This window comes from Streptomyces sp. NPDC057253, assembly GCF_042669125.1.
GTDB lineage: Bacteria > Actinomycetota > Actinomycetes > Streptomycetales > Streptomycetaceae > Streptomyces.
Map to the genome: position 1 here is coordinate 1 of NZ_JBHUXV010000084.1, position 24,330 is coordinate 24,330.

The following is a 24,330-nucleotide window of genomic DNA, read 5'->3' on the forward strand; positions in this document are numbered from 1 at the left end:
TTCGTGATGTGCGAACGCATGTGCCGAGGAAACGACGGCCGTGCCGCCGGGGGCAGTTGGCTGGAACTGTGTTTCACTTGTCGTTCTGTGGGCATGTCGACAAAACGCTGAAGTGACCTCACTGGCTGCGGTATACCAGGTGTACCCAGGTTGCAGGTGGTGCGACGATGGACGTTATGGGGGACAAGGCAACTCTGTTCGAGACAGGGCGTTTTGTGCAACCTTCCGGGCGGGACGGGGCCGGGGAGGCGCCTGACGACGCCGCCGAGGAGGTCCGGCAGCGGCTCGCCGCCGAAGCCGGAGACGTCGAGGCGATGAGCGTCCTCGGCGCCCTGCTGCTGCGCCGCGGTGATCTCGACGGAGCCGAGCCCCATCTGCGTGCCGCCACCGCCGCCGGCGACCGGGCGGCCGCCAACAACCTGGGTGTCCTGCTGCACCAGCGCGGCTACGCCGACGACGCGGCCGGCTGGTGGCGGATCGCCGCCGTCGCCGGATCCGCCGCGGCCGCGCACGCGCTGGGACGCCACCACCGCGAGCGGGGCGACGAGCCCGCCGCCGAGTACTGGCTGCGCCAGTCCGCCGAGCAGGGACACGCGCTGGGCGCCTACGCCCTCGCCGACCTGCTGGAGCACCGCGGGGACGCGGGCGCCGAGCAGTGGATGCGGACCGCCGCCGAGCGCGGGCACCGGGAGGCCGCCTACCGGCTGGCCCGTGCCCTCGACCGCCGGCTGGGCCCCGAGGGGGACATCGGGGACGACCACGGGGCCGGGGCCGACGCCGAGCAGTGGTACCGGCAGGCCGCCGCGCGCGGGCACCGGCGCGCGGCACTGCACCTCGGGGCGATCCTGGAGCGGCGCGGCGCCCTCAAGGAGGCCGGGCGCTGGTATCTGACCTCCGCGAAGGACGGGGAGGCACGGGCCGCCTGCGCGCTCGGGTTCCTGCTCCGGGACGCGGGCGACACCGAGAGCGCCGCCGTGTGGTGGCTGCGCGCCGCCCAGGACGGTGACGGCAACGCGGCCAACGCGCTGGGCGCGCTGCACGCCGAGCGCGGCGAGCCGCAGACCGCCGAGCGCTGGTACCGCGCGGCGATGGACGCCGGGGACGACAACGGCGCGTACAACCTCGGGCTGCTCTGCGCCGAGCAGGGGCGGACCGCGCAGGCCGAGCAGTGGTACCGGCGGGCGGCGTACGCGGGACACCGGGAGGCGGCCAACGCGCTCGCCATCCTGCTGCTCCAGGGCGGCGACACGGCCGGTGCGGAGCCCTGGTTCTCCAAGGCCGCGGAGGCCGGAAGCGTCGACGCCGCGTTCAACCTCGGCATCCTGTTCGCCGGGCGCGGCGAGGAGGCCGTCGCGCTGCGGTGGTACGAGCGGGCGGCTGCCGCCGGGCACACCGAGGCGGCGCTTCAGGTGGGCATCGCCCTGCTGCGGGACGGCGACGAGGCCGGCGCCGAGCGGCATCTGCGGTGCGCGGCGGGGGGCGGCAGCGCGGAGGCCGCGTACCGGCTCGCGACCGTGCTCGACGCCCGGCGGCCGCCGGTGCCCGCGCACACCCTCGGGGAGCCGGTGGACGCGGAGAAGAGCGAGTGCGAGGAGTGGTACGAGCGGGCGGCCTCGCAGGGGCATCGCCGGGCCCAGGTCCGGGTGGGGATGCTCGCCGCGTCCCGGGGCGATGTCGTCGAGGCGGCCCGGTGGTACCGGGAGGCCGCGGAGGCGGGGTCCCGCAACGGCGCCTTCAACCTGGGGCTGCTGCTCGCCCGGGAGGGGAGTGAGCCGGAGGCCGCGGTGTGGTGGACCCGGGCCGCCGACGCCGGGCACGGGCGGGCGGCGTTGCGGCTGGCCCTGGTCTACGCGCGTCGGGGGGAGCTGGCGGAGGGGCAGCGGTGGGCTGATCGGGCGGTGGCGCTGGGGCCTGCGGAGGTTTCTGAGCGGGCGGCTCGACTGCGGGACGCTCTGCGGGAAGAGCTGTCGGCGTAGCGCTCCGCGGGGATGCCGGGTCAGGTTGTTCACGCGGCTGCAGGCCGGTGGGGGCTGGTCGCGCAGTTCCCCGCGCCCCTTCGGGGCGTCGCCCCGGAAAAGCGATTTGCCTCTGGTCTCTCCTTTCACGTAACGTTGCATTCATCGACGCGGGGTGGAGCAGCTCGGTAGCTCGCTGGGCTCATAACCCAGAGGTCGCAGGTTCAAATCCTGTCCCCGCTACTGAAGGCCGAGGGCCGGAATCCGAAAGGGTTCCGGCCCTCGGTGTGTTTCATGGCGTGTGGCCCACCGCCTCCTCGTAGAGGGACCTGTTCACCGTTCTCGACTCCGGTAGCGGGTCACCCTCCGCCACGCCCTGTGCCTTGTACGCCGCCTGGAGGCGGTCCGTCGTGCCCGATCTGATCTCCCAGTCCATGCGCAGGGACGGGGTGGACCGGAGGATGGCCTCGTCGGTCTTCAGGAGTTTCGCCAGGTAGGTGACGAAGGTCGCATCGGACTTGTAGTCGGCCGGGAAGTACGTGTTCACCGTGCGGAGGTATGCCCTCAGCAGCGCGACCCCCGCGTCCACGTCGTCGTTCAGCAGGCCCGGGCCGTACAGCATCCCGCCCAGGGGCTCGCCGAGCGGCTGGCCGCCGAGGAAGGCGTAGCCGGGGGCGCCGTCGACCCTGCGCCAGACCGGGTCCAGGAGCCAGGCCGAGTCGACGCCGCCGTTCTGGAGGGCCGTCAGGACGTCCGCCGAGCCGAGCTGCTGGTACCGGATCTCGTCGAGGCCGCCGCCGTGCTTCTCCAGGGCCTTCTCCATCGGGTACGCGATCACCGAGCCCTTGCCGATCATCGTGCCCATCCTGCGGCCGGCCATCGTCACCTGGCCGGCGTTCTCGCCGTCCTTCAGCCGCACCCACAGGCCGCTCCTCGACTTCGGGTCGGGGGAGAAGTTCGCGGCGACCCAGCGGATGTCGAAGCCGCCCCGGATGCCGTTCATGACGGCTGCCTCGGGGGCCGCCCACAGGGCGTCGATGTCGCCCTTGGCCAGGAGGGGGAGCGAGTCCGGCGTGGGCAGCACCTTCAGGGTGACGTCCAGGCCCTCCTTCTTGAACTCGCCCTTGTCCACGGCGACTTGCAGCGGTGCCACGTACTCCGCGCTCAGCGTGCCCGTCGCGATCGTCAGCCTGCGGGGCTCGGCGAGGGGGCGTGGGGCGGGAGCGCCCTTGTCGCAGCGGGCCGGGGTGCGGGTGGGGGAGAGGTCGGCGGGGTCGGTCCAGGAGTGCGCCCCGCAGCCCGCCACCGGGCGGACGGTCCTGGTCCCACCCCCGCCCGCCGTCGACTCCGGGCTTCCTGGGGGCTGGGACGCCGTGCAGGCTGTCGACGTCAGCAGGGTGAGGGCGGTCAGGAGGGTGCCGTAGCGGAGTGTTCTCATGATTGGCCTCTTCCGCGGTCCTTCGGGGCCCAGGGGGTGAGCAGGCGGCCGAGGGCGCGGACCAGTTCGGAGAAGAGGACGCCGAGGGCGGCCACGCAGACGATGCCCACGAACATCACGTCGTTCTGGAAGAGGGCGCGGGAGTCGAAGATCAGGTGGCCCAGGCCGTCGGTGGCCGCTATCTGCTCCGAGGCGACGATCACCAGGACCGCCACGCCCGCCGCGATCCGCGCGCCGACCAGGACGGAGGGCAGGGAGGCGGGGAGGAGGATGTGGCGGAACGTCTGCCACGGGGTCGCGCCGAAGACCTGGCCCGCGTCCCGGTGGCCGGAGGGGATCGAGATCACCGCCGACATCGTCTGGATCCACACGAAGAAGAAGACGGTCGCCGCCACCAGGGCGATCTGCGGGCCCTCGCCCAGGCCGAACATGTTCAGGAAGATCGGGAGCAGGGCCAGCTTCGGGACCACGTACAGGGCGTCCAGGAGGGGTTCCAGGGCCGCTCTGACCAGGGACAGCGAGCCCATCAGGAGGCCCAGCGCGTAGCCCGTGGCCGTGCCGATCGCGTAGCCGGCCAGGACGCGTTGCGTGGTGGCCCGGACGTCCGGCCAGAGCTCGCCGGCCGCCGCGCGGTCCCAGCCGTCGGCCAGGATCGTGGAGGGGGCCGGGTAGACGCGGTCGTCGATCCAGGCCTGCGTGGCGGCCAGCTGCCAGAGGAGGACCAGGAGGAGGGGGACGGCGGCCGCCAGGGTCAGTTCCAGGGCGCGTCTGCGGCGGTGGGTGCGGGTCGGGTGCAGCTCCGCCGGGCCCGGGCGGCGGACCAGGACGGATTCCGGTTTCTGGGGAGCCGCTGTCGTCATGCCGGTACCGCCTCCTTCCTCAGCAGGTCCCACAGCTCGCTCCTGAGGGAGGTGAACTCGGGCGCGGAGCGGATGTCGCCGGTGCGGGGGCGGGGGAACGGCGGGCGGTGTTCGGCGATCAGCCGGCCCGGGCGGGCGGACATCACCAGGACGCGGTCGCCGAGGACGATCGCCTCCTCCAGGCTGTGGGTGATGAAGAGCGTGGTGGTGCGGAGGGTCTGTGTGATCTCCAGCAGCTCGTCCTGGAGGATCATGCGGAGTTGGGCGTCCAGGGCGGCGAAGGGCTCGTCCATGAGGAGGAGCTCGGGTTCCACGGCGAGGGCCCGGGCGATGGCCACGCGCTGGCGCATGCCGCCCGAGAGGGCCGCCGGGTAGGCGTCGGCGAAGTCCGTGAGGCCCATGCGGGCGAGCCACTCGTCGGCGCGGGCGTTGGCCTCGCGGCGGGGGACGCGCTGGATGTCCAGGCCGAAACGGATGTTGGCGCGGACCGACTTCCAGTCGTGGATGCCGTAGTCCTGGAAGATCATGGCGGCGGGGCGCGGGGTCCGGGTGCGGATCTCCAGGGTGCCCGCGCTCGGGCGGAGCAGGCCCGCGGCGATGCGCAGCAGCGTGGACTTGCCGCAGCCCGAGGGGCCCACCAGGCAGACGAACTCGCCCGGGGCGACGGTGAGATCGAGGGGGCCGAGGGCGTCGACGGATCGGGGTGGCCGCCCGAAGACGCGGGTCAGGCCGGTGGCGTGGAGTTTGGGGGGCGGGTGGTCCGGGGGCGGGGGTTGTGCCGTGGTGGGTTCGGGGTGCGGGTCTCCCACGGGTGCTCCCTGAGTCAGGAGTTCGGTACGGAGAGGGTGGCCGCACGACGATATGACGGTCCGTCAGATTCAGGAACCCTGTAGGTACCACAAAGCCCCGGCGTCCTTGGCGGACGCCGGGGCTTCGGTGGGCTTCGCTATGCCGCCGCGCAGTTCGGGCACACGCCGCGGTACGTCACCTCGACGTCCGAGACGGTGAAGCCGAAGCGCTCGGAGTCGGGCAGGTCGGCCATCGGGTTGCCCGTGGGGTGGACGTCCCGGATGGCGCCGCACTGGGCGCAGACCAGGTGGTGGTGCGGCCGGTGCGCGTTGGGGTCGTACCTCTTGGCGCGCTTGTCGGTGGCGACCTCCAGCACCTCGCCGAGGGTGACCAGCTCGCCCAGGGTGTTGTAGACGGTCGCCCGGGAGATCTCGGGCAGCTTGGCCACGGCGCGCGCGTGGACCTCGTCGGCCGTCAGGTGGACGTGTTCGCCGTCGAGGACCTCGGCCACGACGCGCCGCTGCGCGGTCATCCGCCATCCGCGGCCGCGCAGTCGCTCCAAAAGGTCGCTCATGCTCACCAGCCTAACAGCTGGAGACCAGAATCCGAACGGGTGTGAGATTGGATGGCTGCTTGAATTGGACTGAGTCCAGTGTGCCTCTAGTGCGCTGAGCCGGTGCCGGCCGGTACGCGCTGCCGTGTCGGTGCCCAGCAGCGGATGATGTCGCGCACCGAGACGATCCCGGCGGGCTCACCGCGGTCCAGGACGATCAGGTGCCGGAAGCCACCGTGTGCCATCGCCTGCGCGGCCTCCTCCAGGGTCCAGGTCGGGGTGGCGAAGACGACGTCGGTGGTGGTGTGGGCGTGGACGTACTCCGTGTCCGGGCTCTGACCCAGGCCCACGGAGTTGAGGATGTCGCGCTCGGTGAGAATGCCGGTGCCGGTGCCGTCGGGATCGAGGACCACGGCCGCGCCCACCCGGCGGGCGGACATCAGGGCGGCGGCCTGGCGGAGGGTGTGGGCGGGGCCGATGGTGAGAACCACCGTGCTCATGGCGTCGCGGACGAGCATGGGTTCGGAGTCACCTCCAGGTGGGCCACTGAATTAGTTCAGTGGTTCACAAGTTCACAAATGGGGGTGCTCTCAGAGTCCCAGGTAAAGCGAGGGTCAACAAGAGGGCGCGCGCTACCGATTGAGGGCGTGCGCGCTCAGATGTGCTTCCTAGTAGCGCTCGTTGAGATACCCCAGCAGCTCGTCGTGGAGCAGGCCGTTGGAGGCGGCGGCGTTGCCGCTGTGCGGGCCGGGGCGGCCGTCGAGGCCGGTGAAGGTGCCGCCGGCCTCGGTGACCACGATCGCGTTGGCCGCCATGTCCCACAGGGAGAGCTCCGGCTCGGCGCAGATGTCGATCGAGCCCTCGGCGACCATCATGTACGGCCAGAAGTCGCCGTACGCGCGCGTGCGCCAGACCTCGCGGGTCAGGTCCAGGAAGCCGCCCAGGCGGCCCTGGTCCTCCCAGCCGGTGAGCGAGGAGTACGCGAAGGAGGCGTCGGTGAGCTTGCCGACCTTGGAGACGTGCAGGCGGGAGGCGGAGGACAGGCTGCGGCCGGTGAAGGCGCCGTGACCCTTCGCGGCCCACCAGCGCCGGCCCAGGGCGGGGGCCGAGACCAGGCCGACCACGGGCTGGTAGCCGCCCTCCGCGGCCTCCATCAGGGAGATCAGGGTGGCCCAGACGGGGACGCCCCGTACGTAGTTCTTGGTGCCGTCGATGGGGTCGACGACCCAGCGGCGGGGGCCGGTGCCCTCGATGCCGTACTCCTCGCCGAGGATCGCGTCCCTCGGGCGGGCCCGCTTGAGGTGGTTGCGGATGAGTTCCTCGGCGGCCTTGTCGGCTTCGCTGACCGGGGTCATGTCCGGTTTGGTCTCGACCTTGAGGTCCATCGCCTTGAAGCGGTCCATGGTGGTCGCGTCGGCCGCGTCGGCGAGGACGTGGGCGAGGCGGAGGTCGTCGAGGTAGTCCGGCATGGGGCGAACGGTATCTGTCGGTGTCGGTACGGGGCCATAGGGGTCGGAGTGTGGACGCCTCATGGGGTGGCGCGGCAGGTGGTGGGGCGGCTGCGGGTGCGTCGTGGTCGATCGCGCAGTTCCCCGCGCCCCTGGTGGGTGACGGTCCCGTCCGCCAAGAGCCCCTCTACGCCCCCGCGAACCCTTGACAGTGCCTCCGTGCGCGTCAAATCTGGGCGCAGAGCTGCTTGCTCCCTGGGAGGCGATGATGCCTGCTGCGCGGGAATCGCTGCTGGATGCCGCTTACGCGGCGTTGGCGCGTCGGCCGTGGTCCGCCGTGAGGATGGTGGATGTCGCGGCGGTGGCCGGAGTGTCCCGGCAGACGCTGTACAACGAGTTCGGGAGCAAGGAAGGGCTGGCCCGCGCGCTGGTCAGACGAGAGGCCGACGGGTATCTCGTGGGCGTGGAGCGGGCGCTCACCGCGCACGGCGACGCCCGCGAGCGGCTGACCGCGACCGCCGAGTGGACCACCGCCACCGCCCGGGAGAACGCGCTCGTACGGGCCATGCTCACCGGCTGCTGGAGCGAGCGACTGCCCGCGCCGACGCTCTCCGCGGTGCCGTCCTCCTCCGCGGTGCCGGCCCAGCGCCGGGCGGACGGGCCGCTGCCGTCGCCCGGTGACTTCGTGGCGCTGGTGCGCGACCGTGCCGTCTCCGTCCTCTCCGGGCCCGGCGTGCACAAGGCGGACGTCCCCGAACTCGCCCGCTCCTGCGAACTGGCGGTCCGGCTCGCGCTGTCCTGCGTGGCCGCGCCGCCGGGCGAGGGCGGGGTCGCGGAGCTGGTCCGCAGCGCGCTGCACCGGCAACCGGTCTAGCGCGTGCGCTAGTGCTGTGAGCCCGACAGCTGGAGGCCTATCACGCCGATGATCACCAGGCTGATCGAGACGATCTTCAGGGTGGACACGAGGTCGTCGAGGAAGATCATTCCGTAGATCGCGGTGCCCGCCGCGCCGATACCGGTCCACACGGCGTAGGCGGGACCGACGTCCAGCTTCTTCAGTGACAGGGTCAGCAGTCCGAAGCTGCCGAGCGCGAAGATGCAGAACGCGATCGTCGGCCACAGCCGGGTGAAACCGTGGGAGAGCTTCAGACACACGGCGAAACCGGTCTCCAGCAACCCGGCCACCACCACCAGCAGCCACGCCATGTGCTGTCCTCCCGTATGTCCGGCTCGGTGCGATTATGCACTTACCGAACTCGCGTACACCCAAACAACGCGGAGGTCAGTCGCCCGGGACCGGCTGTCAGTCCCCCTCGGTCCGCTCCCGCGTCGCCAGCAGCCGGCGCAGCGAGTACAGCCGGGCCGGATCGGCGTGCCCCTCGGCCACCCACTCGTCCAGCGCGCAGTCCGGCTCGTCGTGACTGCATGCACGGGGGCAGTTCTCGGTTCCCGGTTCCAGGTCGGGGAAGGCGTGGATCACCCGGGACGGGTCCACGTGGTGCAGCCCGAACGACCGTACGCCCGGGGTGTCGATCACCCAGCCGTCGTCGCCCGCCAGGGGCAGCGCCAGCGCCGAGGTCGTGGTGTGCCGGCCGCGGCCGGTCACCGCGTTCACATGCCCGGTCAGCCGCCTGCGGTCCTCCGGGACCAGCGCGTTGACGAGGGTCGTCTTGCCCACGCCCGAGTGGCCGACGAACGCCGTGATCTTGCCGTCCAGTTGCTCGCGCACCCGGTCCGCCGCCCCGCCGCCCTCCAGCTCCGCACGGCTGGTGACGACGTACGGGATGTCCAGGTCGCCGTAGAGCTCCAGGAGCTTGTCCGGCGGGGCGAGGTCCGACTTGGTCATGACCAGCAAAGGCTCCAGGCCGCCGTCGTAGGCCGCCACCAGGCAGCGGTCGATCAGGCGGGGGCGGGGTTCCGGGTCGGCGAGGGCCGTGACGATGGCGAGCTGGTCGGCGTTGGCGACGACCACCCGCTCGTACGGGTCGTCGTCGTCGGCCGTACGGCGCAGCACCGAGCTGCGCTCCTCGATGCGGACGATCCGCGCGAGGGTGTCCTTGTTGCCGGACAGGTCGCCGACGAGGGCCACCCGGTCGCCGACCACCGCGGCCTTGCGGCCGAGCTCGCGGGCCTTCATCGCCAGGATGATCCGGCCGTCGACCAGGCAGGTCAGCCGGCCCCGGTCGACGGTGAGGACCATGCCCCAGGACGCGTCCTCGTGCTTGGGGCGGATGTTGGTGCGCGGCCGGTTGCCCTTGCGGTTGGGGCGGCTGCGGATGTCGTCCTCGTCGGTGTGCTTGCCGTAGCGGCGCATCGTCCTGTGCCCCTACGGCCTGTCGCTCCCGAGCATCCCGGCCCACAGATCGGGGAAGTCCGGCAGGGTCTTGGCCGTCGTCGCGATGTTCTCGATCCGTACTCCCTCGACCGCGAGGCCGATGATCGCGCCGGCGGTGGCCATGCGGTGGTCCTCGTAGGTGTGGAAGACGCCGCCGTGCAGCGGGCGCGGGCGGATGTGGAGTCCGTCGGCCGTCTCGGTGACGTCACCGCCGAGTTCGTTGATCTCCTTGGTGAGCGCGGCCAGCCGGTCCGTCTCGTGCAGGCGCAGATGGGACACCCCGCGCAGGGCGGACGGGGAGTCCGCGAGGGCCGCGACCGCCGCGATGCCCGGGGTCAGCTCGCCGACCTCGCCGAGGTCGACATCGATGCCGTGGATCGCACCCGAACCGGTGAACACCAGGCCGTACTCGGTGAGTTCGCAGGAACCACCCATCTCGGTGAAGATCTCGCGCAGTCGGTCACCGGGCTGGGTGGTGCGGGCCGGCCAGTCGGGGATGACGACCTTGCCGCCGGTCACCAGGGCGGCCGCGAGGAACGGCTGGGCGTTGGAGAGGTCGGGCTCGATCGTGAGGTCCCGGCCCAGCAGGGCGCCCGGCGTGACCCGCCAGACGTTCGGCTCGCCGCCCGACTCCGGGGTGTCCACCTGGGCGCCGACCGCGCGCAGCATGTCCACGGTCATGCGGATGTGGGGGAGCGAGGGCAGCGAGGAGCCGACGTGGCGGACCTCGACGCCCTGGTTGAAGCGCGGGCCGCTCAGCAGGAGCGCGCTCACGAACTGGGACGAGCTGGAGGCGTCGATCTCCACCGGGCCGCCGTCCAGGGCGCCCCCGCCGTGCACGGTGAGCGGCAGTGTGCCGCGGCCGTCGTCGTCGATCCGGGCGCCGAGGGCGCGCAGGGCGTCGATGACGCCGTTGAGGGGGCGTTCGTACGACCTCGGGTCGCCGTCGAAGCGGACGGGGCCGTCGGCGAGGGCGGCGACGGGGGGCAGGAAGCGCATGACGGTGCCGGCGTTGCCGACGTCGACGGTGGCCGGGCCGCGGAGCCCAGCCGGGAGGACGCGCCAGGTCTCTCCTGTGCCGTCGGGGCCCACTCCCTCCTCGATGCCCACGCCCATCTCGCGGAGGGCCCCGGCCATGAGGAGGGTGTCCCGGGAGCGGAGGGGGCGGCGCAGCCAGCCCGGTTCGCTCGCGAGGGCTGCCAGTACGAGGGCTCGGTTGGTGACCGACTTCGACCCCGGGACGTGGACCGTGGCGTCGACGGCTCCACTCGCGTGGGGGGCGGGCCAGAGGGCGGTGTCTGAGGGGTTCAAAGCCATGGGGTCCACTTTAGTGGGGGGTGGTCTTTCGGGTGCGACGCCGTCGTGGCTGGTCGCGCCCCGCGGCGGAGCCGCTGATGTCACAGCCCCGCGCCCCTGGTGACTCGCCCCTTCGGGGCTTGTCACACCTCCAGCAGCCATCGCCCCCCGCCTATCAGCGAGCACAGGCTCACCGCGTGGAACAGGAACAGCCACAGGCCTGCCGGGACGTGGGTCAGGCGGGACAGCTGGTCCGCGTCCGAGTCGCCCGCTCCGCCCCTTGACCGCTTCGCCTGTAGCTCGAAAGCGGGACGTACTCCGCCGAGCAGCAGGAACCACACCACCGCGTAGGCGAAGGCGGCCTGTACCTGGGGGCCGGTGAGCCAGGAGACCAACACGAAGGTGCTGCCGGTGAGGATCACCGTCAGCGCTCCGTAGGCGTTGCGGATCATCACCAGCATCGCCACCAGCAGGGCCGTCGCCACCCACAGGAGCAGGGTGATGCGGCCCGTGGCCAGCAGGGCCGCGCCGCCCAGGCCCAGGAGCGGGGGAGCGGTGTAGCCGGCCGCCGCCGTGAGGATCATGCCGATGCCGTGCGGCTTGCCCCTGCTGACGGTGAGGCCGCTGGTGTCGGAGTGCAGCCGTATTCCGGTGAGCTGTCGGCCGGTGCACAGGGCGACCAGGCCGTGTCCGCCTTCGTGGGCGATGGTGATCGCGTTGCGCGACAGGCGCCACAGCGGATGCGGGACCACTATGGCCAGCGCCGCCACCAGGGTGGCCAGCACCACCCACAGGTCGGGGTCGGGCTGGAGGCCGGTGAGCTCGTCCCAGAGAGAGGTCGCTGTGCTGGTGTCCATGTTTCCCGGTGGCTCCCTCTCCTCGTACGGAGTCTGGCAGTGTGGCACGTATGTGCGGACGGTATGCAGCTAGTCGTGGGCCCGAGGATCTCGCAGGAATCTTTGAGATCGAGAAGTGGGAACCCGAGGAGACCCTGGAGCCCGATTACAACGTGGCCCCGACCAAGGAGGTCTACGCCGTCCTGGACCGTCCACTTAAGGACGTGGAGGATCCTCGGCCGGTTCGGCAGCTGCGCAAGCTCAAGTGGGGACTGGTGCCGAGCTGGTCGAAGACGCCCGAGGGCGGCGCCCGGATGATCAACGCCCGCGCGGAGACCGTGCACGAGAAGCCGTCGTACAAGAGGGCCTTCTCCACCCGCCGGTGCATCATCCCGGCCGACGGCTACTACGAGTGGGTCACCGGCACGCAGGAGCGCGACCTGGAGGTCGAGGGGAAGAAGAAGCGGCCGCGCAAGCAGCCCTACTTCGTGCTGCCGGCCGACGGCTCGGTCTTCGCGATGGCCGGGCTGTACGAGTTCTGGCGGGACAAGACCCTGCCCGACGACCACCCGGGTGCCTGGTGGGTGACCTGCTCCGTGATCACCACCGAGGCGGAGACCGGACCGCTGGCCGTCTCCCCGGCCGACGGACCGCGCTCCCTCGCCGACATCCACCCCCGGATGCCGCTCATGCTCACCCCGGACCGCTGGGACAGCTGGCTCGACCCGTCCCGCACGGACGTGGAGGACCTGCGCTCGCTGCTCGCACCGCCGCCCGAGGGCCTCATGCGTGCCTACCCGGTGAGCACGGCCGTCAGCAACGTCCGCAACAACGGCCCGGAGCTGCTGAAGGAGCTGGACGGCCCCGAAGAGGGCACACTCTTCTAGCGTGACTTCCAGTGAGACCACCACGGAGATCGTCGGTACGGACGCGGGTGACGCCCGCATCACCTGGCACCGGGCACGCACCGCACGGCTCGTCCTGGCGGTGAGCCACGGAGCGGGCGGCGGCGTCGAGGCGCGCGACCTCCAGGCCCTCGCCGCGACCCTTCCGTCGCACGGAGTGACCGTCGCCCTCGTCGAGCAGCCCTGGCGGGTGGCCGGCAAGAAGCTCGCACCCGCGCCGAAGACCCTGGACGTGGGGTGGCGGGGCATCTGGCCCGCCCTGGTGACGCCGGGCCTGCCGGTGATCTCCGGCGGGCGCAGCGCGGGCGCCCGGGTCGCCTGCCGTACGGCCGTCGAGCTGGGCGCCCACGCCGTGCTCGCCCTCAGTTTCCCGCTGCACCCGCCCGGCAAGCCGGAGAGGTCCCGCGCCGACGAGCTGCTCGGATCCGGGGTGCCCACCCTGGTCGTCCAGGGCGGCAACGACCCCTTCGGCAAGCCCGGGGAGTTCCCGGACGGCTCCTTCGAGCTGGTCGAGGTGCCCTACGGCGATCATGGCTTCGCCGTGCCGAAGCGGGCGGAGATCACCCAGGATGAGGCCGTGACGGTGATCACGGACGCGGTCGTGAAGTGGGCCGGGTCACTGGGGTGAAGGCCCGGGAATGTTGCGCCGCGGCTCTCTGTTGAGGCGGACAGAAGTGCTGAACACCCAGCACCGACCGTCGTGGAGAGGAAGTCCGCCGCATGGGTTCGACCTTCTGCCCGAGCCGTAGCAGCCGTGCTGACCTGGACTGGACGGTACTGCATGCGGCCAAGACCACCCCGATTCGAGGGGCGGCCGGGACGGGTAGTCGTCTATCCTCCAATTCCGGTGGCAACGGTTTCGTTGCTGCCCGGAATCTTGAGGAGGTGGGTCCGGTCACTGGGATCGACGCAGGGACCGACAACGGCCAGGCGGAGCAGCCCGAGGGCCAGGGCACGAGCACGGAGACCACCGCGGAGCGCACCGCGCGCTTCGAGCGGGACGCGCTCGAATTCCTCGACCAGATGTACTCGGCCGCTCTGCGTATGACACGCAATCCGGCCGACGCGGAGGACCTGGTGCAGGAGACGTATGCCAAGGCGTACGCGTCCTTCCACCAGTTCCGTGAGGGCACCAACCTCAAGGCATGGCTGTACCGGATCCTCACCAACACCTTCATCAACTCGTACCGCAAGAAGCAGCGCGAACCCCAGCGCTCCGCGGCCGAGGAGATCGAGGACTGGCAGCTGGCCCGCGCCGAGTCGCACATGTCGACCGGTCTGCGCTCCGCCGAGTCGCAGGCGCTCGACCACCTGCCCGACTCGGACGTGAAGGAAGCGCTCCAGGCGATCCCCGAGGAATTCCGCATCGCCGTCTATCTCGCTGACGTAGAGGGCTTTGCGTACAAGGAGATCGCGGACATCATGGGGACACCCATCGGTACGGTGATGTCCCGCCTGCACCGCGGCCGCCGTCAACTGCGCGGCATGCTGGAGGACTACGCCCGTGAGCGCGGGCTCGTCCCGGCCGGTGCCGGAGAGTCGAACGAAGCGAAAGGCTCGGGCTCATGAGCTGCGGAGAGCCGCACGAGACGGACTGCTCTGAAGTCCTCGACCATCTCTACGAGTTCCTCGACAGTGAGATGCCGGACGTCGATCGTGCCAAGTTCAAGCAGCACTTCACGGAGTGCTCGCCGTGCCTGGAGAAGTACGGCCTGGAAGAGGCCGTGAAGAAGCTCGTCAAGCGGTGCTGCGGTCGGGACGACGTGCCGACCGACCTGCGCGCCAAGGTCCTGGGGCGGCTCGACCTGATCCGCTCCGGGCAGACGGTGCCCGAGCACGACGTGACCGCCGCGCCGGCGACGCCGCAGGAGTCCTGAGCGCCGCCGGCCGCCGTGCCGGGGATCCCGCGGAGTACTGCCGCGGGATCAGATCTCCAGGCCGTTCTCGATCCGCTTGAGGCCGTGCCGGGCCAGCGCCAGATTGCTGCGGGCCCGGTCCAGGGCGACGTAGAGGAACAGCGCGCCCTGGCTGCTCGTCAGTGGCCGGATCAGGTGGTACTGCTTGCCGAGCGTGATGAGGATGTCCTCGATCACGTCGTCCATGTCCAGCGAGGCCAGGGTGCGCATCTTGGCCCGCACCACCTCGGTGTTGCCCGCCCCCGCGAGTTCCAGGTCGAGGCCCTGGCCGCCGCCGAGCGAGCCGAGCGTCATGCCGCTGTCATAGTCCACGATGGCGGCGCCGATCGCGCCGTCCAGGCTCATGGCTTCCTTGAGTGCGGTCTCGATGTTCACCGGTTTCCTCAATTCTTCCGTGCTGCTGACCGGTCGACGCTCGGCCAACTACGATCGACGCCAAGCGACTCATGGGTCACTTAGCGCCAAATTTGGCGTGTGCGGCGAAACTTGCGTTCAAAGTAGTGCGTGGTGTCTGACCGTGGAGGGCCAATGGGGGAAAAGCCGACGGCGCTCCAGACCTCCCTGGACCGACTGCTCGACTCGCCCGGGGTCACGGGCGTGGCCCTGATCGACGCGGTGACCGGACTGGTCTACGGCGCCGCCGGGGACGTCGGCGAGGCCGGCGGCGGCGCGGAGAGCAGCGAACTCGCCGCCCTCATCGCGCAGCGGCTCGGCGAGGCCGGCGCCGAGGGGGATCTGGAGAGCGTGGTCCTGACCAGCCGGCGCCGCCATCAGATGCTGTTCTCCGTCGTACGGCCCGCCGGTGACCCCCTGCTCCTCGCGGCCGGACTGGACCGGGACCGGGCCAACGTGGCGCTCGCCCTGCGCAGCCTGGGCGACCGCGTCTCCGAGGTGCTGGCGTGAAAGCGCCCACCGCGCGGAACGTCCCCGCGCTCCTCCAGGCTTTGCGGGAGGAGGAGTTCACCGGCACGGTCCGGGTCTCCGGCTCCCCGGGCGGAACGATTCACCTCCGGAGCGGTCTGGTCGGCGCGATCGAGACGCCCGGTGCGCCGACCGCCACCTCGGCCCTGCTCACCACGGGCCGCGTCGACGACGAGGCCTGGCTCACCGCCTGCGCCACGGAACCGGACGCGGACCGGCTCGGCCCCCACCTGGTCACCGCCGGGCTGATCGGCGCCGCGGAACTGGAGATCGTCTGTACGGCCGCTATCCACGACGGCGCCTTCGCGATGTCCCTGGGCGCGGCGGGCGGCTGGGACACCGGCGACCGCGAGCCCACGCTGGTCGCTGCGCCGGGGGTGGAACCCCGGGAGCTGACCGACGAGGTCACCCGCCGGGTGGGCCTGCTGGGGCGGCCGGGGGCTACGGCGGGCGAGCTGGCCCGGTCGCGACCTGAGGTCGTGGCAGAAACCGGGCCGCCTGACGCCGCCGCGCTCGGCGGACGCCGGGGCGGGCCGTGGGGGCCGCCGCGACTCCAGGAGTTGCTCGGTGCGGTCAACGGGCGCCGAACTCCCCGGGACCTCGCCTTCGCTCTCGGGCGTGGGCTGTACGCGGTCATGCTGGACCTGGACCGCCTGGAAGCACAGGGCCTGATCCGGTGGGAGGTCAGGACCGCCCCGGGCCACCGGCCGAGCACCGCGCCCCGTGCCGTACCGGGCAACGCCACCGCCCAAGGGTCCGCCCCCACCGCCGGCCCGCTGCCCAGACGCAGGCCGGGCGGCGGCAGGCCGCTCGGTCCGGGCGGTGGCGAGCGCGGAGAGAAGGGCGGCCGGTGAGCCCAGCAGCCGAAGAGCCCGCGAGACGGCGGGCGCCGGGGACGCCGGGTCCCGGGAACCGGGCGAGATCCGCCGGGCTTCCCGATGCCGCGCAGACACCCTCCCCGCGACCCGAGCCGACTTCCGGGCCCGAACAGGACTTACGGCCTGGGAAGGTCCCGAGAAGCGCCGAACAGACCCGCAGAACCCGCAACTCCCCGAAGCCCCCCAGCTCCACGGGTGCCGCCACCCCTCCCGGCACCGACGGATCGGCAGACCCCGCCACCGGCCCCACCGGCCCCACCGGGCCCTCTCCGCAAACGCCCTCCGACCTCCCGTCCCTCCCCGTGCGCGGTGTTTCCCCCACCACGGCGCCTCCGTTCGCGTATCCGATTCCCTCGCCCGAGGAACTGGCCGCCGAACAACCCTCGATCGAAACACTGCGGCGCGTTCGTCAGGGGCTCAGGGCTCTTCCCGAGAACAGAAGCCCGGCCGAGCCCCCGTCGACGTCCGGACCAAGGAGCACGTGTCCATGACCGAAATCCCCTCGCCCCGCCCGGACGGCGAACCCCAGGACTCCGGCACCACCCTCGTCGACATCCTCGCCTCCCTGCGCGACCGCGTGCTGGGCGTCAGCGAGAGCGTCCTGTCCACCGCGGACGGACTGCTCGTCGTCGCCGACGTCGACTCCGTGCACCCCGAGTCCGTCGCCGCGCTCGCCGCCGCGACCCTCGGGGTCGGCCGCCGGATGGCCGACCAGGGCGGTGCGGGGCCGCTGCGCGAGGTGATCGTGCGGGGCGGCACGGGACATGTCGTCGTGACGGCCGTCGGCGACCGTGCGCTGCTCACGCTCATCTGTGACGAGGGGCTCGACCTCGCCGCGTTCCAGCGCGAGTCGCCCGCCGTCGTGGAGGAACTCGGCAAGGTGCTCGCCGCGGACGTCTCCCACTGACCCGGAGCCGCGACCGCAGAGCCGCTACTGCACAGCAGCACAGGGGAACATGTGCGCGATGGCCACTCGAACGGGCTAATCCTGAGGCTATATGATGGCAGATTCCCCCAAAGCGGCACCCGCGACCCACCCCGCGTTCTAGGCTCCGGAGCCGTAACAGGCGCGGCCGGGGAGGGCGTTGGCGTGGAGGCGGTACCGGCACGGGCGCGCGCGTACGTCGCCTGTGTCGCCGTGGCCGCACTGCTCTGTCTGCTGCCGCTGCCCGCCGTCCGCGCCCCCTGGTGGGAGGCCGCCCTGCTCGCCGCGCTGTACGCCGGGTGCGAGCAGGCCGCCGCCCGGTGGCGGTTCGCCGGCACCTTCCACCCGGTCCTGCTCGCCGGCGCCTTTCTGCTGCCGCCCCCCACCGCCGCCCTCGTGGCCGTGCCGGGGGCACTGCTGTCCCCGGTCGAGCAGCGCCCGCGGTGGCTGCGGCGCGTCTGGCGGGCCGCACAGCTCGCCGTGGGGGTGTGGGCCGCCGCGCGGGTGCACGGGGCGCTGGGCGGCCGCGACGCGGTGGTGGCCTCCGACTTCCCGTACGCGCTGGTCCCGGCCGGGGCGGCGGTGCTCGTCTTCTGCCTGGTGCTGAGCCTGCTGGACGGCGGCATCCTGGCGCTCGCCGACCGGATTCCCGTACGGCGGGCCTGGCGCGGTCTCTTTCTCCACTCCCTCGCCCCGGTCGCCGTGCACGGCCTGGCCGGGCTGATGATGGCCGTGCTGTGGCGCAGCCCCTACGGTCCCGTCGCGGCCCTCCTCGTACTGCTGCCGATGTGTGTGTCGTGGTGGGTGTTCGCGCAGTACCACCGGGAGCGGGCCGCGCATCAGGCCACCATCCGGGCACTCGTGCAGGCCGTCGACATCAAGGACGAGTACACGCGCGGGCACAGCGAGCGGGTCGGGCAGGCGTCGATGATGATCGCGCGGGAGCTCGGCATGGACGACGCCCGGACCGAGGTGCTGCGGTTCGCCGGGATCCTGCACGACGTGGGCAAGCTCGGGGTGCCGACGCGGCTGCTCCGCAAGGACGGCCCGCTGACGCCCGAGGAGCGGCGGGTCATCGAGCTGCATCCCGAGTACGGGCACGAGATGGTGCGCGGCATCTCCTTCCTCGGGGAGGCCCGGGCCGCCGTGCTCCACCACCATGAGCGGCTGGACGGGAGCGGGTACCCGTACGGACTGATGGGGGCTCAGATCCCGGAGTCCGCGCGGGTGGTGGCGGTCGCCGACGCCTTCGACGCCATGACGTCCACCCGCTCCTACCGCCGGGCCCGGCCGGTCGGCGCCGCGCTGGCGGAGCTGGAGCGGTGCGCGGGCAGTCAGTTCGACCCCCGCATGGTGACGGCCCTGGTCCGTGCCCTGTCCCGGCACGGCTGGCATCCCGCGGTCACGGCCGACGAGACGGACGTGCCACACCCCCGACCGGGGGTCGCCGGGCGGCTGGGAGCGCGCAGGTGAGCGGGGGACAGGAGTCGGGGGCCGTGTCGAGGACGTCCCGTCGGTGCTCCTGGCTCCAGGTCCTCGTTCACAGCAGTGCCGCCCTCCTCGCCCTCGGCTCCCTGGGCTGCACCCTCTGGACCGGGCTGGAGGAGCCCGGCACCGCTCTCGCCTTCGGGGTGCTGGTCGCCGTCGGGGAGCTCAACCGGCGCGGTGGGACCCATGTCAGGGAGGCCGCGCCGCTCGGGGCCGCCGGGGCGCTGTCGTACGCGCTGCTCGGGGAGAACGCCGGCGCGCCCACCCATCACGGCGCCGCCCAGGCCGTGACCATCGTCCTCGCCGCCTGCCTCGTCGGCAGCGTGCCGCACGTCGGACGCGGTCAGGGCCCCACCGCCGACCAGCAGGCCCGCCGGATGCTCACCGTCGGGTTCGCCGCCGTGTGCTTCCAACCGCTCTACAACCAGGGCACGTTCGCGCACTGGGGCGGTCCCGCCTACGCCCTGCTGCTGCTCGCGCTGCTCTCCCTGACCGCGCTGTGCGACGCCGTGCTCGCCGCCGCGCTCGCGCACTCCCGCACCCGCTGGCCCTTCGCCCCGCTGCTCAGGGACGAGCTGCGGGCGCTGCTCGGCATCGGGTCCGCCGTGGTCGCCACCGGGGCCGTGATGGCGCTCGCGGTGGCCGTCGCGGGGCTGTGGGCGCTGCCCGTCTTCTCGGTGCCGCTGCTGCTCACCCAGCTCGCCGTCCGCCGGTACGCCGCCGTCCGGGCCACCAACCGGCAGACCATCGCCTCCCTCGCCCGCGCCACCGAGATCGCCGGGTACACCCCCGCCGGACACGCGCGCAGGGTCGCGGCGCTCAGCCGGGAGGTCGGGCGGGACCTGGGCCTCACCCGGCCCGAGCTCGCCGTCCTGGAGTACGCGGCCCTCATGCACGACATCGGCCAGCTCAGCCTTGTCGACCCGGTGCCCGCGGGCGCCACCGCCGACCTGCCCGTCGCCGAACAGCGCCGTATCGCGCTGCTCGGCGGGGCCGTCGTACGGCAGACGGGCGTGGACGCGGCCGTCGCCGTGGTCGTGGAGCGGCAGGCCGACCCCTGCCGGGAGCAGCCGACGGCGGCGCGGATCGTGCGGGCGGTGAACGCGTACGAGGAGAAGGCCCGGGACGCCGGACCCGGCGGGCCCCTGACCGCGCTGGAGGAGCTGCGCCTGGGCACCGCGGGGGACTACGCTCCGGAGGTCGTGGAGGCGCTGGCCAGGGTGCTGTCGAGAGACTGTCTGACCTCGCCCGTGACGGGGTAACCCATGGGTAATGAGCGCCCTTCCGACCACACGTGGTTGGATGCGAGAGAGAGGGTGTCCGGGGGCACAGCCAGCCCACTCGACGGAACCGGCAGGCGGGAATCGTGAGGATCTTCGGCAAGGGACGACACCGGCCCTCCGCCTCCTGGCGGCAGGCCACGGACCGCGCGTTCACGCTGATCGGCGACGGCCGGTACGAGGACGCGGGCGCGTTGCTGACCCGGGCCGCGGACCTGGAGCCGTGGCTGTCCGAGTCCTGGTTCAACCTCGCCCTGCTCCACAAGTTCCGGCACGACTGGGAGCAGGCGCGGGCGGCCGGTCTGCGGGCCGTGGCGCTGCTCGACCGGGAGACCGGGGCGCCCGACTGGTGGAACGTCGGCATCGCCGCGACCGCGCTCCAGGACTGGCCGCTGGCCCGGCGGGCCTGGCAGGCGTACGGGCTGCGGGTGCCGGGGGGCGCCACGGCCTCCGGCGAGCCGCTGGGGATGGACCTCGGCAGTGCCGCCGTACGGCTGTCTCCCGAGGGTGAGGCCGAGGTGGTCTGGGGGCGGCGGCTGGACCCCGCCCGCATCGAGGTGCTGTCCATCCCGCTGCCGTCCTCGGGGCGGCGCTGGGGCGAGGTCGTGCTGCACGACGGGGTGCCGCACGGCGAGCGGACCACGGCGTCGGGGCACGCGTATCCCGTCTTCGACGAGATCGAGCTGTGGGCGCCCTCGCCGGTGCCGACCTGGGTGGTGCTGCTGGAGGCGGCGACCGAGGCGGACCGGGACGCGCTGGAGCAGCTGGCCGCCGACGCGGGGTTCGCTGCCGAGGACTGGTCGTCGTCGGTGCGGTTGCTGTGCCGGATGTGTTCCGAGTCGCGGATGCCGTCGGACGAGGGGGACGGGGAGCATCTCGATCCGCACGATCACAGTGAGCCGGGGCATCCTGGGCCGTTGGGGCATCGGACCGACGGGCAGCTTTGGGTGCCGGAGCGGGAGTGCGGGGTGGCTGCGCCTGCTTCGCTGGTTCGGGGGTTGTTGGACGGGTGGGTTGCGGACAGCCCTGATTCCCGGGACTGGCGGGATCTGGAAGAGGTCTGCTGAGACATCGCCGTACGCTGTAGCACTGAATCCCAGGTTTTCCAGGAAGGCATCCGTAGGTCATGGCCCAGCAGGACACCGATCAGCAGCACGTGGGCGTGCTCCCCGTCGACGAGGACGGGTTCGTCGTCGACACCGAGGAGACCGAGGAGCGGGAGAACGCCTGGCGTGAGCGCGGCACCTCGCGGCCCATCACCGTCGTCGGGAACCCCGTGCTGCACAAGGCGTGCAAGGACGTCACCGAGTTCGGCGCGGAGCTCGACCAGCTGGTCGCGGACATGTTCGCCAGCCAGCGCACCGCCGAGGGCGTCGGCCTCGCCGCCAACCAGATCGGCGTCGACCTGAAGGTCTTCGTGTACGACTGCCAGGACGACGAGGGCAAGCGGCACGTGGGTGTCGTCTGCAACCCCAAGCTCGTCGACCTGCCCGCCGACCGGCGCCAGCTGGACGAGAGCAACGAGGGCTGCCTCTCGGTGCCCACCGCCTACGCGCCGCTCGCCCGCCCCGACTACGCCGAGGTCACCGGGCAGGACGAGAAGGGCAACCCGATCAAGGTCCGCGGCACCGGTTACTTCGCCCGGTGCCTCCAGCACGAGACCGACCACCTGTACGGCTACCTCTACATCGACCGGCTCTCCAAGCGCGAACGCAAGGACGCGCTGCGGCAGATGGCCGAGAACGAGCCCCGCTACCCCGTGGTCGCGAACGACTGACGTCGCACAACGCCCGCCCGCACGGCGCCTGTTCAGGGATCCCTCCCCCAACAGGCGCCGTTCGCATGTGCGTCGCACGTTCGATCGGATGTGCTCACCTTCCGGCCTCATGGGGTAGTGAACGAAGCAAATCCGTTCTCAAAACGGTCAGTTGTGGTGCTGAATGGGAAGTGCGGGGATACGCAACGGCGCACGCCCGGTTCAGCGGAGGGTGTGCGTCAACTGGCGGCTGGAAGGGGTTTGTTCGTGCCTGCTTTCCAACACAGCATCACGTCGTCGGCGCCGTCGCCGACGGCGATCGCGGTTCCACCGTCACTCTCTCTCCCGGTGATCGAAGCAGCGTTTCCCAGGCAACTGCATCCGTATTGGCCCAGGCTCCAGGAGAACACCCGTGCCTGGCTTCTGGAAAAACGGCTCATGCCGGCGGACGCGGTGGCGGAATATGCCGACGGACTGTGCTACACGGACCTCATGGCGGGGTACTACCTCGGTGCCCCCGACGAGGTGCTCCAGGCGATAGCGGACTTCAGTGCGTGGTTCTTCGTCTGGGACGACCGGCACGACCGGGACATCGTCCACCACCGTCCGGCGGCCTGGCGGCGGTTGAGGCGCCGGCTGCACGCGGCGCTCGACTCGCCGCGGGACCGGCTGCGCCACGAGGATCCGCTGGTCGCCGCCTTCGCGGACACCGTCACGCGGCTGTACTCGTTCCTGACGCCGGCGTGGAACGCCCGGTTCGCCCGGCACTTCCACGCCGTGATCGAGGCCTACGACCGGGAATTCCGCAATCGTGTCGAGGGAGTCGTTCCCTCGGTCCAGGAATACCTGGCGCTGCGCCGCCTCACATTCGCCCACTGGATCTGGACGGACCTTCTGGAGGCCGGTGCGGGATGTGAACTCCCGGACCGGATAAGGAAACATTCGTCCTACCGGCGGGCCGCCCTGCTCAGTCAGGAATTCGCCGCCTGGTACAACGACCTGTGCTCGCTCCCCAAGGAAATCGCGGGCGACGAGGTGCACAATCTCGGCATCAGTCTCATCCAGCACGAGGGACTGACTCTCGAAGAGGCGATCCAGGAAATGCGGCGACTGGTCGCCAAGTGTGTGGACGCGTTTCTGGTGGCCGAGGCCGACGCCCTTCAATTCGCCCTGGATCTCGACGACGGCACCGCGCGCGGAAAGGAGCTGAGCGCGGCCGTCCGGGCCTGCGTCCGCAATATGCGCAACTGGTTCAGCACCGTCTACTGGTTCCACCACGAGTCCGGCCGTTACAAGGTCGACAACTGGGACGACCGGTCCACGCCCCCGTACGTCAACAACGAAGCGGCAGGTGAGAAATGACCGTCGAATCCGTGAACCCCGAAGCCACGGTGAACCCCGGAGCCACGGTGGCCCGCGAGCCGGGTGAACCGCCGATCGCCGGCAGCCGGGTGCCCCTGCTCGGGCACGGCCTCCGGCTCGCACGCGACCCGCTGACCTTCCTGTCCGGGCTCCGGGCGTACGGCGACGTCGTACGTCTACGGCTCGGCCCCAAGACGGTGTACGCGCCCACCACCCCGGAACTGACCGGAGCGGTGGCGCTCAACCCCGACTTCATCATCGCCGGTCCGCTCTGGGAGTCCCTGGAGGGGCTGGTCGGCAAGGAGGGCGTGGCCACCGCCAACGGCCCGCAGCACCGGCGGCAGCGGCGCACCATCCAGCCCGCGTTCCGGCTCGACGCGATACCGGCGTACGGGCCGATCATGGAGGAGGAGGCCGAGGCGCTGGCCGAGCGCTGGCGGCCCGGCGAGACGGTCGACGTCACCCTGGAGTCCTTCCGGGTGGCCGTGCGGATCGCGGCCCGCTGTCTGCTGCGCGGCGAGTACATGGACGAGCGCGCCGAGCGGCTGTGCGTCGCGCTCACGACCGTCTTCCGGGGCATGTACCGGCGGATGGTGATACCCGCGGGGCCGCTGTACAGGCTGCCCCTTCCGGCCAACCGCGCATTCAACCGGGCGCTCGCCGATCTGCATCTCGTGGTCGACGAGATCATCGCCGAACGCCGGGCATCCGGTCAAAAGCCGGACGATTTGCTGACGGCATTGCTGGAGGCGAAGGACGCGAATGGCGATCCCATCGGGGAACAGGAGATCCACGACCAGGTCGTCGCGATACTCACCCCCGGTGGGGAAACCGTCGCGTCCACGATCATGTGGCTGCTTCAGGTGCTCGCCGAACACCCGGAACACGCGGACAAGGTGTGCGCGGAAGTTGAATCCGTCACCGGTGGCCGTCCCGCGGCATTCCAGGACGTCCGGTCGCTCACGTACACCAACTATCTGGTGGTCGAGACCATGCGTTTGTGGCCCGCGGTATGGATATTGACGCGGCGGGCGGTGCGCGACACCGAACTCGGTGGCTATCGCATTTCGGCCGGGTCCGACATCGTCTACAGTCCCTACGCGATCCAGCGGGACGCGAAGTCCTTCGACGACAGCGCGGAGTTCGACCCGCTGCGCTGGAGTCCGGAACGCGCCAAGGCCGTTCCGAAACACGCCATGAGTCCGTTCAGCACGGGCAACCGGAAGTGCCCGAGCGACCACTTCTCGATGGCCCAGCTGACGCTGCTCACGGCGGCGCTGGCGCGGAGGTACCGCTTCGAGCAGGTGGCCGGCTCCGACGACACCCCGCGTCCGGGCATCACCCTGCGGCCGAACCGGCTCCTGGTGAGGCCCGTGCCGAGGTGACGGG

General features: G+C 71.6%; 26 protein-coding genes and 1 tRNA gene. 16 read left to right on the forward strand and 11 right to left on the reverse strand.

Annotated elements, in window-relative coordinates:
• Positions 1-167: 167 nt before the first annotated feature.
• Together ACFULQ_RS34055 and ACFULQ_RS34060 are read left to right on the forward strand one after the other, a co-directional pair.
• Entirely contained in the window at positions 168-1,976 is a 1,809-nt protein-coding gene (locus ACFULQ_RS34055; protein WP_383551441.1) for a tetratricopeptide repeat protein, read from the forward strand.
• 148 nt (positions 1,977-2,124) lie between these two features.
• A tRNA-Met gene (locus tag ACFULQ_RS34060) sits at positions 2,125-2,198 on the forward strand.
• A gap of 49 nt (positions 2,199-2,247) precedes the next feature.
• Here the strand turns inward: ACFULQ_RS34060 and ACFULQ_RS34065 are convergent.
• From ACFULQ_RS34065 to hisN, 6 genes are all read right to left on the reverse strand, one after another.
• Positions 2,248-3,393: an ABC transporter substrate-binding protein gene (locus tag ACFULQ_RS34065; RefSeq protein WP_383551443.1), complete on the reverse strand. Its 1,146-nt coding sequence runs from the start codon at positions 3,391-3,393 to the stop codon at positions 2,248-2,250.
• Positions 3,390-4,253, reverse strand: coding sequence for an ABC transporter permease (locus ACFULQ_RS34070; protein WP_383551445.1), 864 nt, complete (start codon positions 4,251-4,253; stop codon positions 3,390-3,392). The genes ACFULQ_RS34065 and ACFULQ_RS34070 overlap by 4 nt, the downstream gene beginning before the upstream one ends.
• Positions 4,250-5,062 carry an ABC transporter ATP-binding protein gene (locus ACFULQ_RS34075; protein WP_383551447.1) on the reverse strand — a complete coding sequence of 271 codons (813 nt, stop codon included), beginning with the start codon at positions 5,060-5,062 and terminating at the stop codon, positions 4,250-4,252. Before ACFULQ_RS34075 ends, ACFULQ_RS34070 begins: the two co-directional genes overlap by 4 nt.
• A 137-nt stretch (positions 5,063-5,199) precedes the next feature.
• Entirely contained in the window at positions 5,200-5,616 is a 417-nt protein-coding gene (locus tag ACFULQ_RS34080) for a Fur family transcriptional regulator (protein WP_123762956.1), read from the reverse strand.
• Positions 5,617-5,702: 86 nt separating this feature from the next.
• On the reverse strand, positions 5,703-6,113 hold the full coding sequence (locus ACFULQ_RS34085) for a cyclic nucleotide-binding/CBS domain-containing protein (RefSeq protein ID WP_383551449.1): 411 nt from the start codon (positions 6,111-6,113) through the stop codon (positions 5,703-5,705).
• A gap of 150 nt (positions 6,114-6,263) precedes the next feature.
• Positions 6,264-7,064 carry a histidinol-phosphatase gene (gene hisN / locus ACFULQ_RS34090; protein ID WP_383551451.1) on the reverse strand — a complete coding sequence of 267 codons (801 nt, stop codon included), beginning with the start codon at positions 7,062-7,064 and terminating at the stop codon, positions 6,264-6,266.
• Between the two features lie 244 nt (positions 7,065-7,308).
• Between hisN and ACFULQ_RS34095 the strand changes: the two genes are divergently transcribed.
• Positions 7,309-7,917 carry a TetR/AcrR family transcriptional regulator gene (locus ACFULQ_RS34095; protein ID WP_383551452.1) on the forward strand — a complete coding sequence of 203 codons (609 nt, stop codon included), beginning with the start codon at positions 7,309-7,311 and terminating at the stop codon, positions 7,915-7,917.
• Between the two features lie 8 nt (positions 7,918-7,925).
• On the opposite strand, the gene ACFULQ_RS34100 is transcribed toward ACFULQ_RS34095, so the two are convergent.
• From ACFULQ_RS34100 to ACFULQ_RS34115, 4 genes are all read right to left on the reverse strand, one after another.
• Positions 7,926-8,249: a multidrug efflux SMR transporter gene (locus ACFULQ_RS34100; RefSeq protein WP_030320555.1), complete on the reverse strand. Its 324-nt coding sequence runs from the start codon at positions 8,247-8,249 to the stop codon at positions 7,926-7,928.
• 97 nt (positions 8,250-8,346) lie between these two features.
• A complete protein-coding gene (rsgA, locus tag ACFULQ_RS34105; protein WP_383551454.1) occupies positions 8,347-9,357 on the reverse strand; it encodes a ribosome small subunit-dependent GTPase A in 1,011 nt (336 codons plus the stop codon).
• 12 nt (positions 9,358-9,369) lie between these two features.
• The gene (gene aroA / locus ACFULQ_RS34110) at positions 9,370-10,695 is read right to left on the reverse strand and encodes a 3-phosphoshikimate 1-carboxyvinyltransferase (protein ID WP_383551456.1); all 1,326 of its coding nucleotides are present in this window, start codon (positions 10,693-10,695) and stop codon (positions 9,370-9,372) included.
• A 122-nt stretch (positions 10,696-10,817) separates the two neighbouring features.
• The gene (locus ACFULQ_RS34115) at positions 10,818-11,531 is read right to left on the reverse strand and encodes a M50 family metallopeptidase (RefSeq protein WP_383551458.1); all 714 of its coding nucleotides are present in this window, start codon (positions 11,529-11,531) and stop codon (positions 10,818-10,820) included.
• Between the two features lie 50 nt (positions 11,532-11,581).
• On the opposite strand from ACFULQ_RS34115, the gene ACFULQ_RS34120 reads away from it, so the two are divergent.
• The 4 genes from ACFULQ_RS34120 (at position 11,582) to rsrA (ending at position 14,292) form a co-directional block, all read left to right on the forward strand.
• The gene (locus ACFULQ_RS34120; protein ID WP_383551460.1) at positions 11,582-12,397 is read left to right on the forward strand and encodes an SOS response-associated peptidase; all 816 of its coding nucleotides are present in this window, start codon (positions 11,582-11,584) and stop codon (positions 12,395-12,397) included.
• A 1-nt stretch (position 12,398) separates the two neighbouring features.
• Positions 12,399-13,043, forward strand: a complete 645-nt coding sequence (locus ACFULQ_RS34125; RefSeq protein ID WP_383551462.1) for an alpha/beta family hydrolase — start codon at positions 12,399-12,401, stop codon at positions 13,041-13,043.
• Positions 13,044-13,300: 257 nt separating this feature from the next.
• Positions 13,301-13,984, forward strand: a complete 684-nt coding sequence (gene sigR, locus ACFULQ_RS34130) for an RNA polymerase sigma factor SigR (protein ID WP_020136688.1) — start codon at positions 13,301-13,303, stop codon at positions 13,982-13,984.
• A complete protein-coding gene (rsrA, locus tag ACFULQ_RS34135) occupies positions 13,981-14,292 on the forward strand; it encodes a mycothiol system anti-sigma-R factor (protein WP_383551464.1) in 312 nt (103 codons plus the stop codon). Before sigR ends, rsrA begins: the two co-directional genes overlap by 4 nt.
• 48 nt (positions 14,293-14,340) lie before the next feature.
• Here the strand turns inward: rsrA and ACFULQ_RS34140 are convergent, their stop codons facing one another.
• Positions 14,341-14,706, reverse strand: a complete 366-nt coding sequence (locus tag ACFULQ_RS34140; RefSeq protein WP_383551466.1) for a hypothetical protein — start codon at positions 14,704-14,706, stop codon at positions 14,341-14,343.
• Between the two features lie 153 nt (positions 14,707-14,859).
• Between ACFULQ_RS34140 and ACFULQ_RS34145 the strand changes: the two genes are divergently transcribed.
• The 9 genes from ACFULQ_RS34145 (at position 14,860) to ACFULQ_RS34185 (ending at position 24,326) form a co-directional block, all read left to right on the forward strand.
• On the forward strand, positions 14,860-15,234 hold the full coding sequence (locus ACFULQ_RS34145) for a hypothetical protein (protein ID WP_383551468.1): 375 nt from the start codon (positions 14,860-14,862) through the stop codon (positions 15,232-15,234).
• On the forward strand, positions 15,231-16,106 hold the full coding sequence (locus tag ACFULQ_RS34150; RefSeq protein ID WP_383551470.1) for a hypothetical protein: 876 nt from the start codon (positions 15,231-15,233) through the stop codon (positions 16,104-16,106). Before ACFULQ_RS34145 ends, ACFULQ_RS34150 begins: the two co-directional genes overlap by 4 nt.
• Positions 16,107-16,617: 511 nt before the next feature.
• Positions 16,618-17,037 (forward strand): roadblock/LC7 domain-containing protein, encoded by a 420-nt coding sequence (locus tag ACFULQ_RS34155; protein WP_383551472.1) that lies wholly within the window; start codon positions 16,618-16,620, stop codon positions 17,035-17,037.
• A 183-nt stretch (positions 17,038-17,220) separates the two neighbouring features.
• A complete protein-coding gene (locus ACFULQ_RS34160; protein WP_383551474.1) occupies positions 17,221-18,528 on the forward strand; it encodes an HD-GYP domain-containing protein in 1,308 nt (435 codons plus the stop codon).
• Positions 18,529-18,551: 23 nt separating this feature from the next.
• Complete coding sequence (locus ACFULQ_RS34165) at positions 18,552-19,805, forward strand: HD-GYP domain-containing protein (RefSeq protein WP_383551476.1); 1,254 nt, start codon at positions 18,552-18,554, stop codon at positions 19,803-19,805.
• A gap of 104 nt (positions 19,806-19,909) precedes the next feature.
• Positions 19,910-20,890, forward strand: coding sequence for a hypothetical protein (locus ACFULQ_RS34170; protein WP_020119821.1), 981 nt, complete (start codon positions 19,910-19,912; stop codon positions 20,888-20,890).
• A 59-nt stretch (positions 20,891-20,949) separates the two neighbouring features.
• Positions 20,950-21,600: a peptide deformylase gene (gene def / locus ACFULQ_RS34175; RefSeq protein ID WP_383551478.1), complete on the forward strand. Its 651-nt coding sequence runs from the start codon at positions 20,950-20,952 to the stop codon at positions 21,598-21,600.
• A gap of 246 nt (positions 21,601-21,846) precedes the next feature.
• Positions 21,847-22,941: an epi-isozizaene synthase gene (gene cyc1 / locus ACFULQ_RS34180; RefSeq protein ID WP_383551511.1), complete on the forward strand. Its 1,095-nt coding sequence runs from the start codon at positions 21,847-21,849 to the stop codon at positions 22,939-22,941.
• Positions 22,938-24,326, forward strand: a complete 1,389-nt coding sequence (locus ACFULQ_RS34185; protein ID WP_383551480.1) for a cytochrome P450 — start codon at positions 22,938-22,940, stop codon at positions 24,324-24,326. The genes cyc1 and ACFULQ_RS34185 overlap by 4 nt, the downstream gene beginning before the upstream one ends.
• The last annotated feature ends 4 nt before the right edge of the window (positions 24,327-24,330 follow it).

Coding starts and splice junctions, on each gene's coding strand:
- ACFULQ_RS34055 (WP_383551441.1), top strand. CDS start 168: ATGGACGTTATGGGGGACAAGGCAACTCTGTTCGAGACAGGGCGTTTT.
- aroA (WP_383551456.1), bottom strand. CDS start 10,695: ATGGCTTTGAACCCCTCAGACACCGCCCTCTGGCCCGCCCCCCACGCG.
- ACFULQ_RS34080 (WP_123762956.1), bottom strand. CDS start 5,616: ATGAGCGACCTTTTGGAGCGACTGCGCGGCCGCGGATGGCGGATGACC.
- ACFULQ_RS34155 (WP_383551472.1), top strand. CDS start 16,618: ATGACCGAAATCCCCTCGCCCCGCCCGGACGGCGAACCCCAGGACTCC.
- ACFULQ_RS34120 (WP_383551460.1), top strand. CDS start 11,582: ATGTGCGGACGGTATGCAGCTAGTCGTGGGCCCGAGGATCTCGCAGGA.
- ACFULQ_RS34100 (WP_030320555.1), bottom strand. CDS start 8,249: ATGGCGTGGCTGCTGGTGGTGGTGGCCGGGTTGCTGGAGACCGGTTTC.
- ACFULQ_RS34085 (WP_383551449.1), bottom strand. CDS start 6,113: ATGCTCGTCCGCGACGCCATGAGCACGGTGGTTCTCACCATCGGCCCC.
- ACFULQ_RS34095 (WP_383551452.1), top strand. CDS start 7,309: ATGATGCCTGCTGCGCGGGAATCGCTGCTGGATGCCGCTTACGCGGCG.
- rsgA (WP_383551454.1), bottom strand. CDS start 9,357: ATGCGCCGCTACGGCAAGCACACCGACGAGGACGACATCCGCAGCCGC.
- def (WP_383551478.1), top strand. CDS start 20,950: ATGGCCCAGCAGGACACCGATCAGCAGCACGTGGGCGTGCTCCCCGTC.
- rsrA (WP_383551464.1), top strand. CDS start 13,981: ATGAGCTGCGGAGAGCCGCACGAGACGGACTGCTCTGAAGTCCTCGAC.
- ACFULQ_RS34145 (WP_383551468.1), top strand. CDS start 14,860: ATGGGGGAAAAGCCGACGGCGCTCCAGACCTCCCTGGACCGACTGCTC.
- hisN (WP_383551451.1), bottom strand. CDS start 7,064: ATGCCGGACTACCTCGACGACCTCCGCCTCGCCCACGTCCTCGCCGAC.
- ACFULQ_RS34070 (WP_383551445.1), bottom strand. CDS start 4,253: ATGACGACAGCGGCTCCCCAGAAACCGGAATCCGTCCTGGTCCGCCGC.
- ACFULQ_RS34065 (WP_383551443.1), bottom strand. CDS start 3,393: ATGAGAACACTCCGCTACGGCACCCTCCTGACCGCCCTCACCCTGCTG.
- ACFULQ_RS34115 (WP_383551458.1), bottom strand. CDS start 11,531: ATGGACACCAGCACAGCGACCTCTCTCTGGGACGAGCTCACCGGCCTC.
- ACFULQ_RS34185 (WP_383551480.1), top strand. CDS start 22,938: ATGACCGTCGAATCCGTGAACCCCGAAGCCACGGTGAACCCCGGAGCC.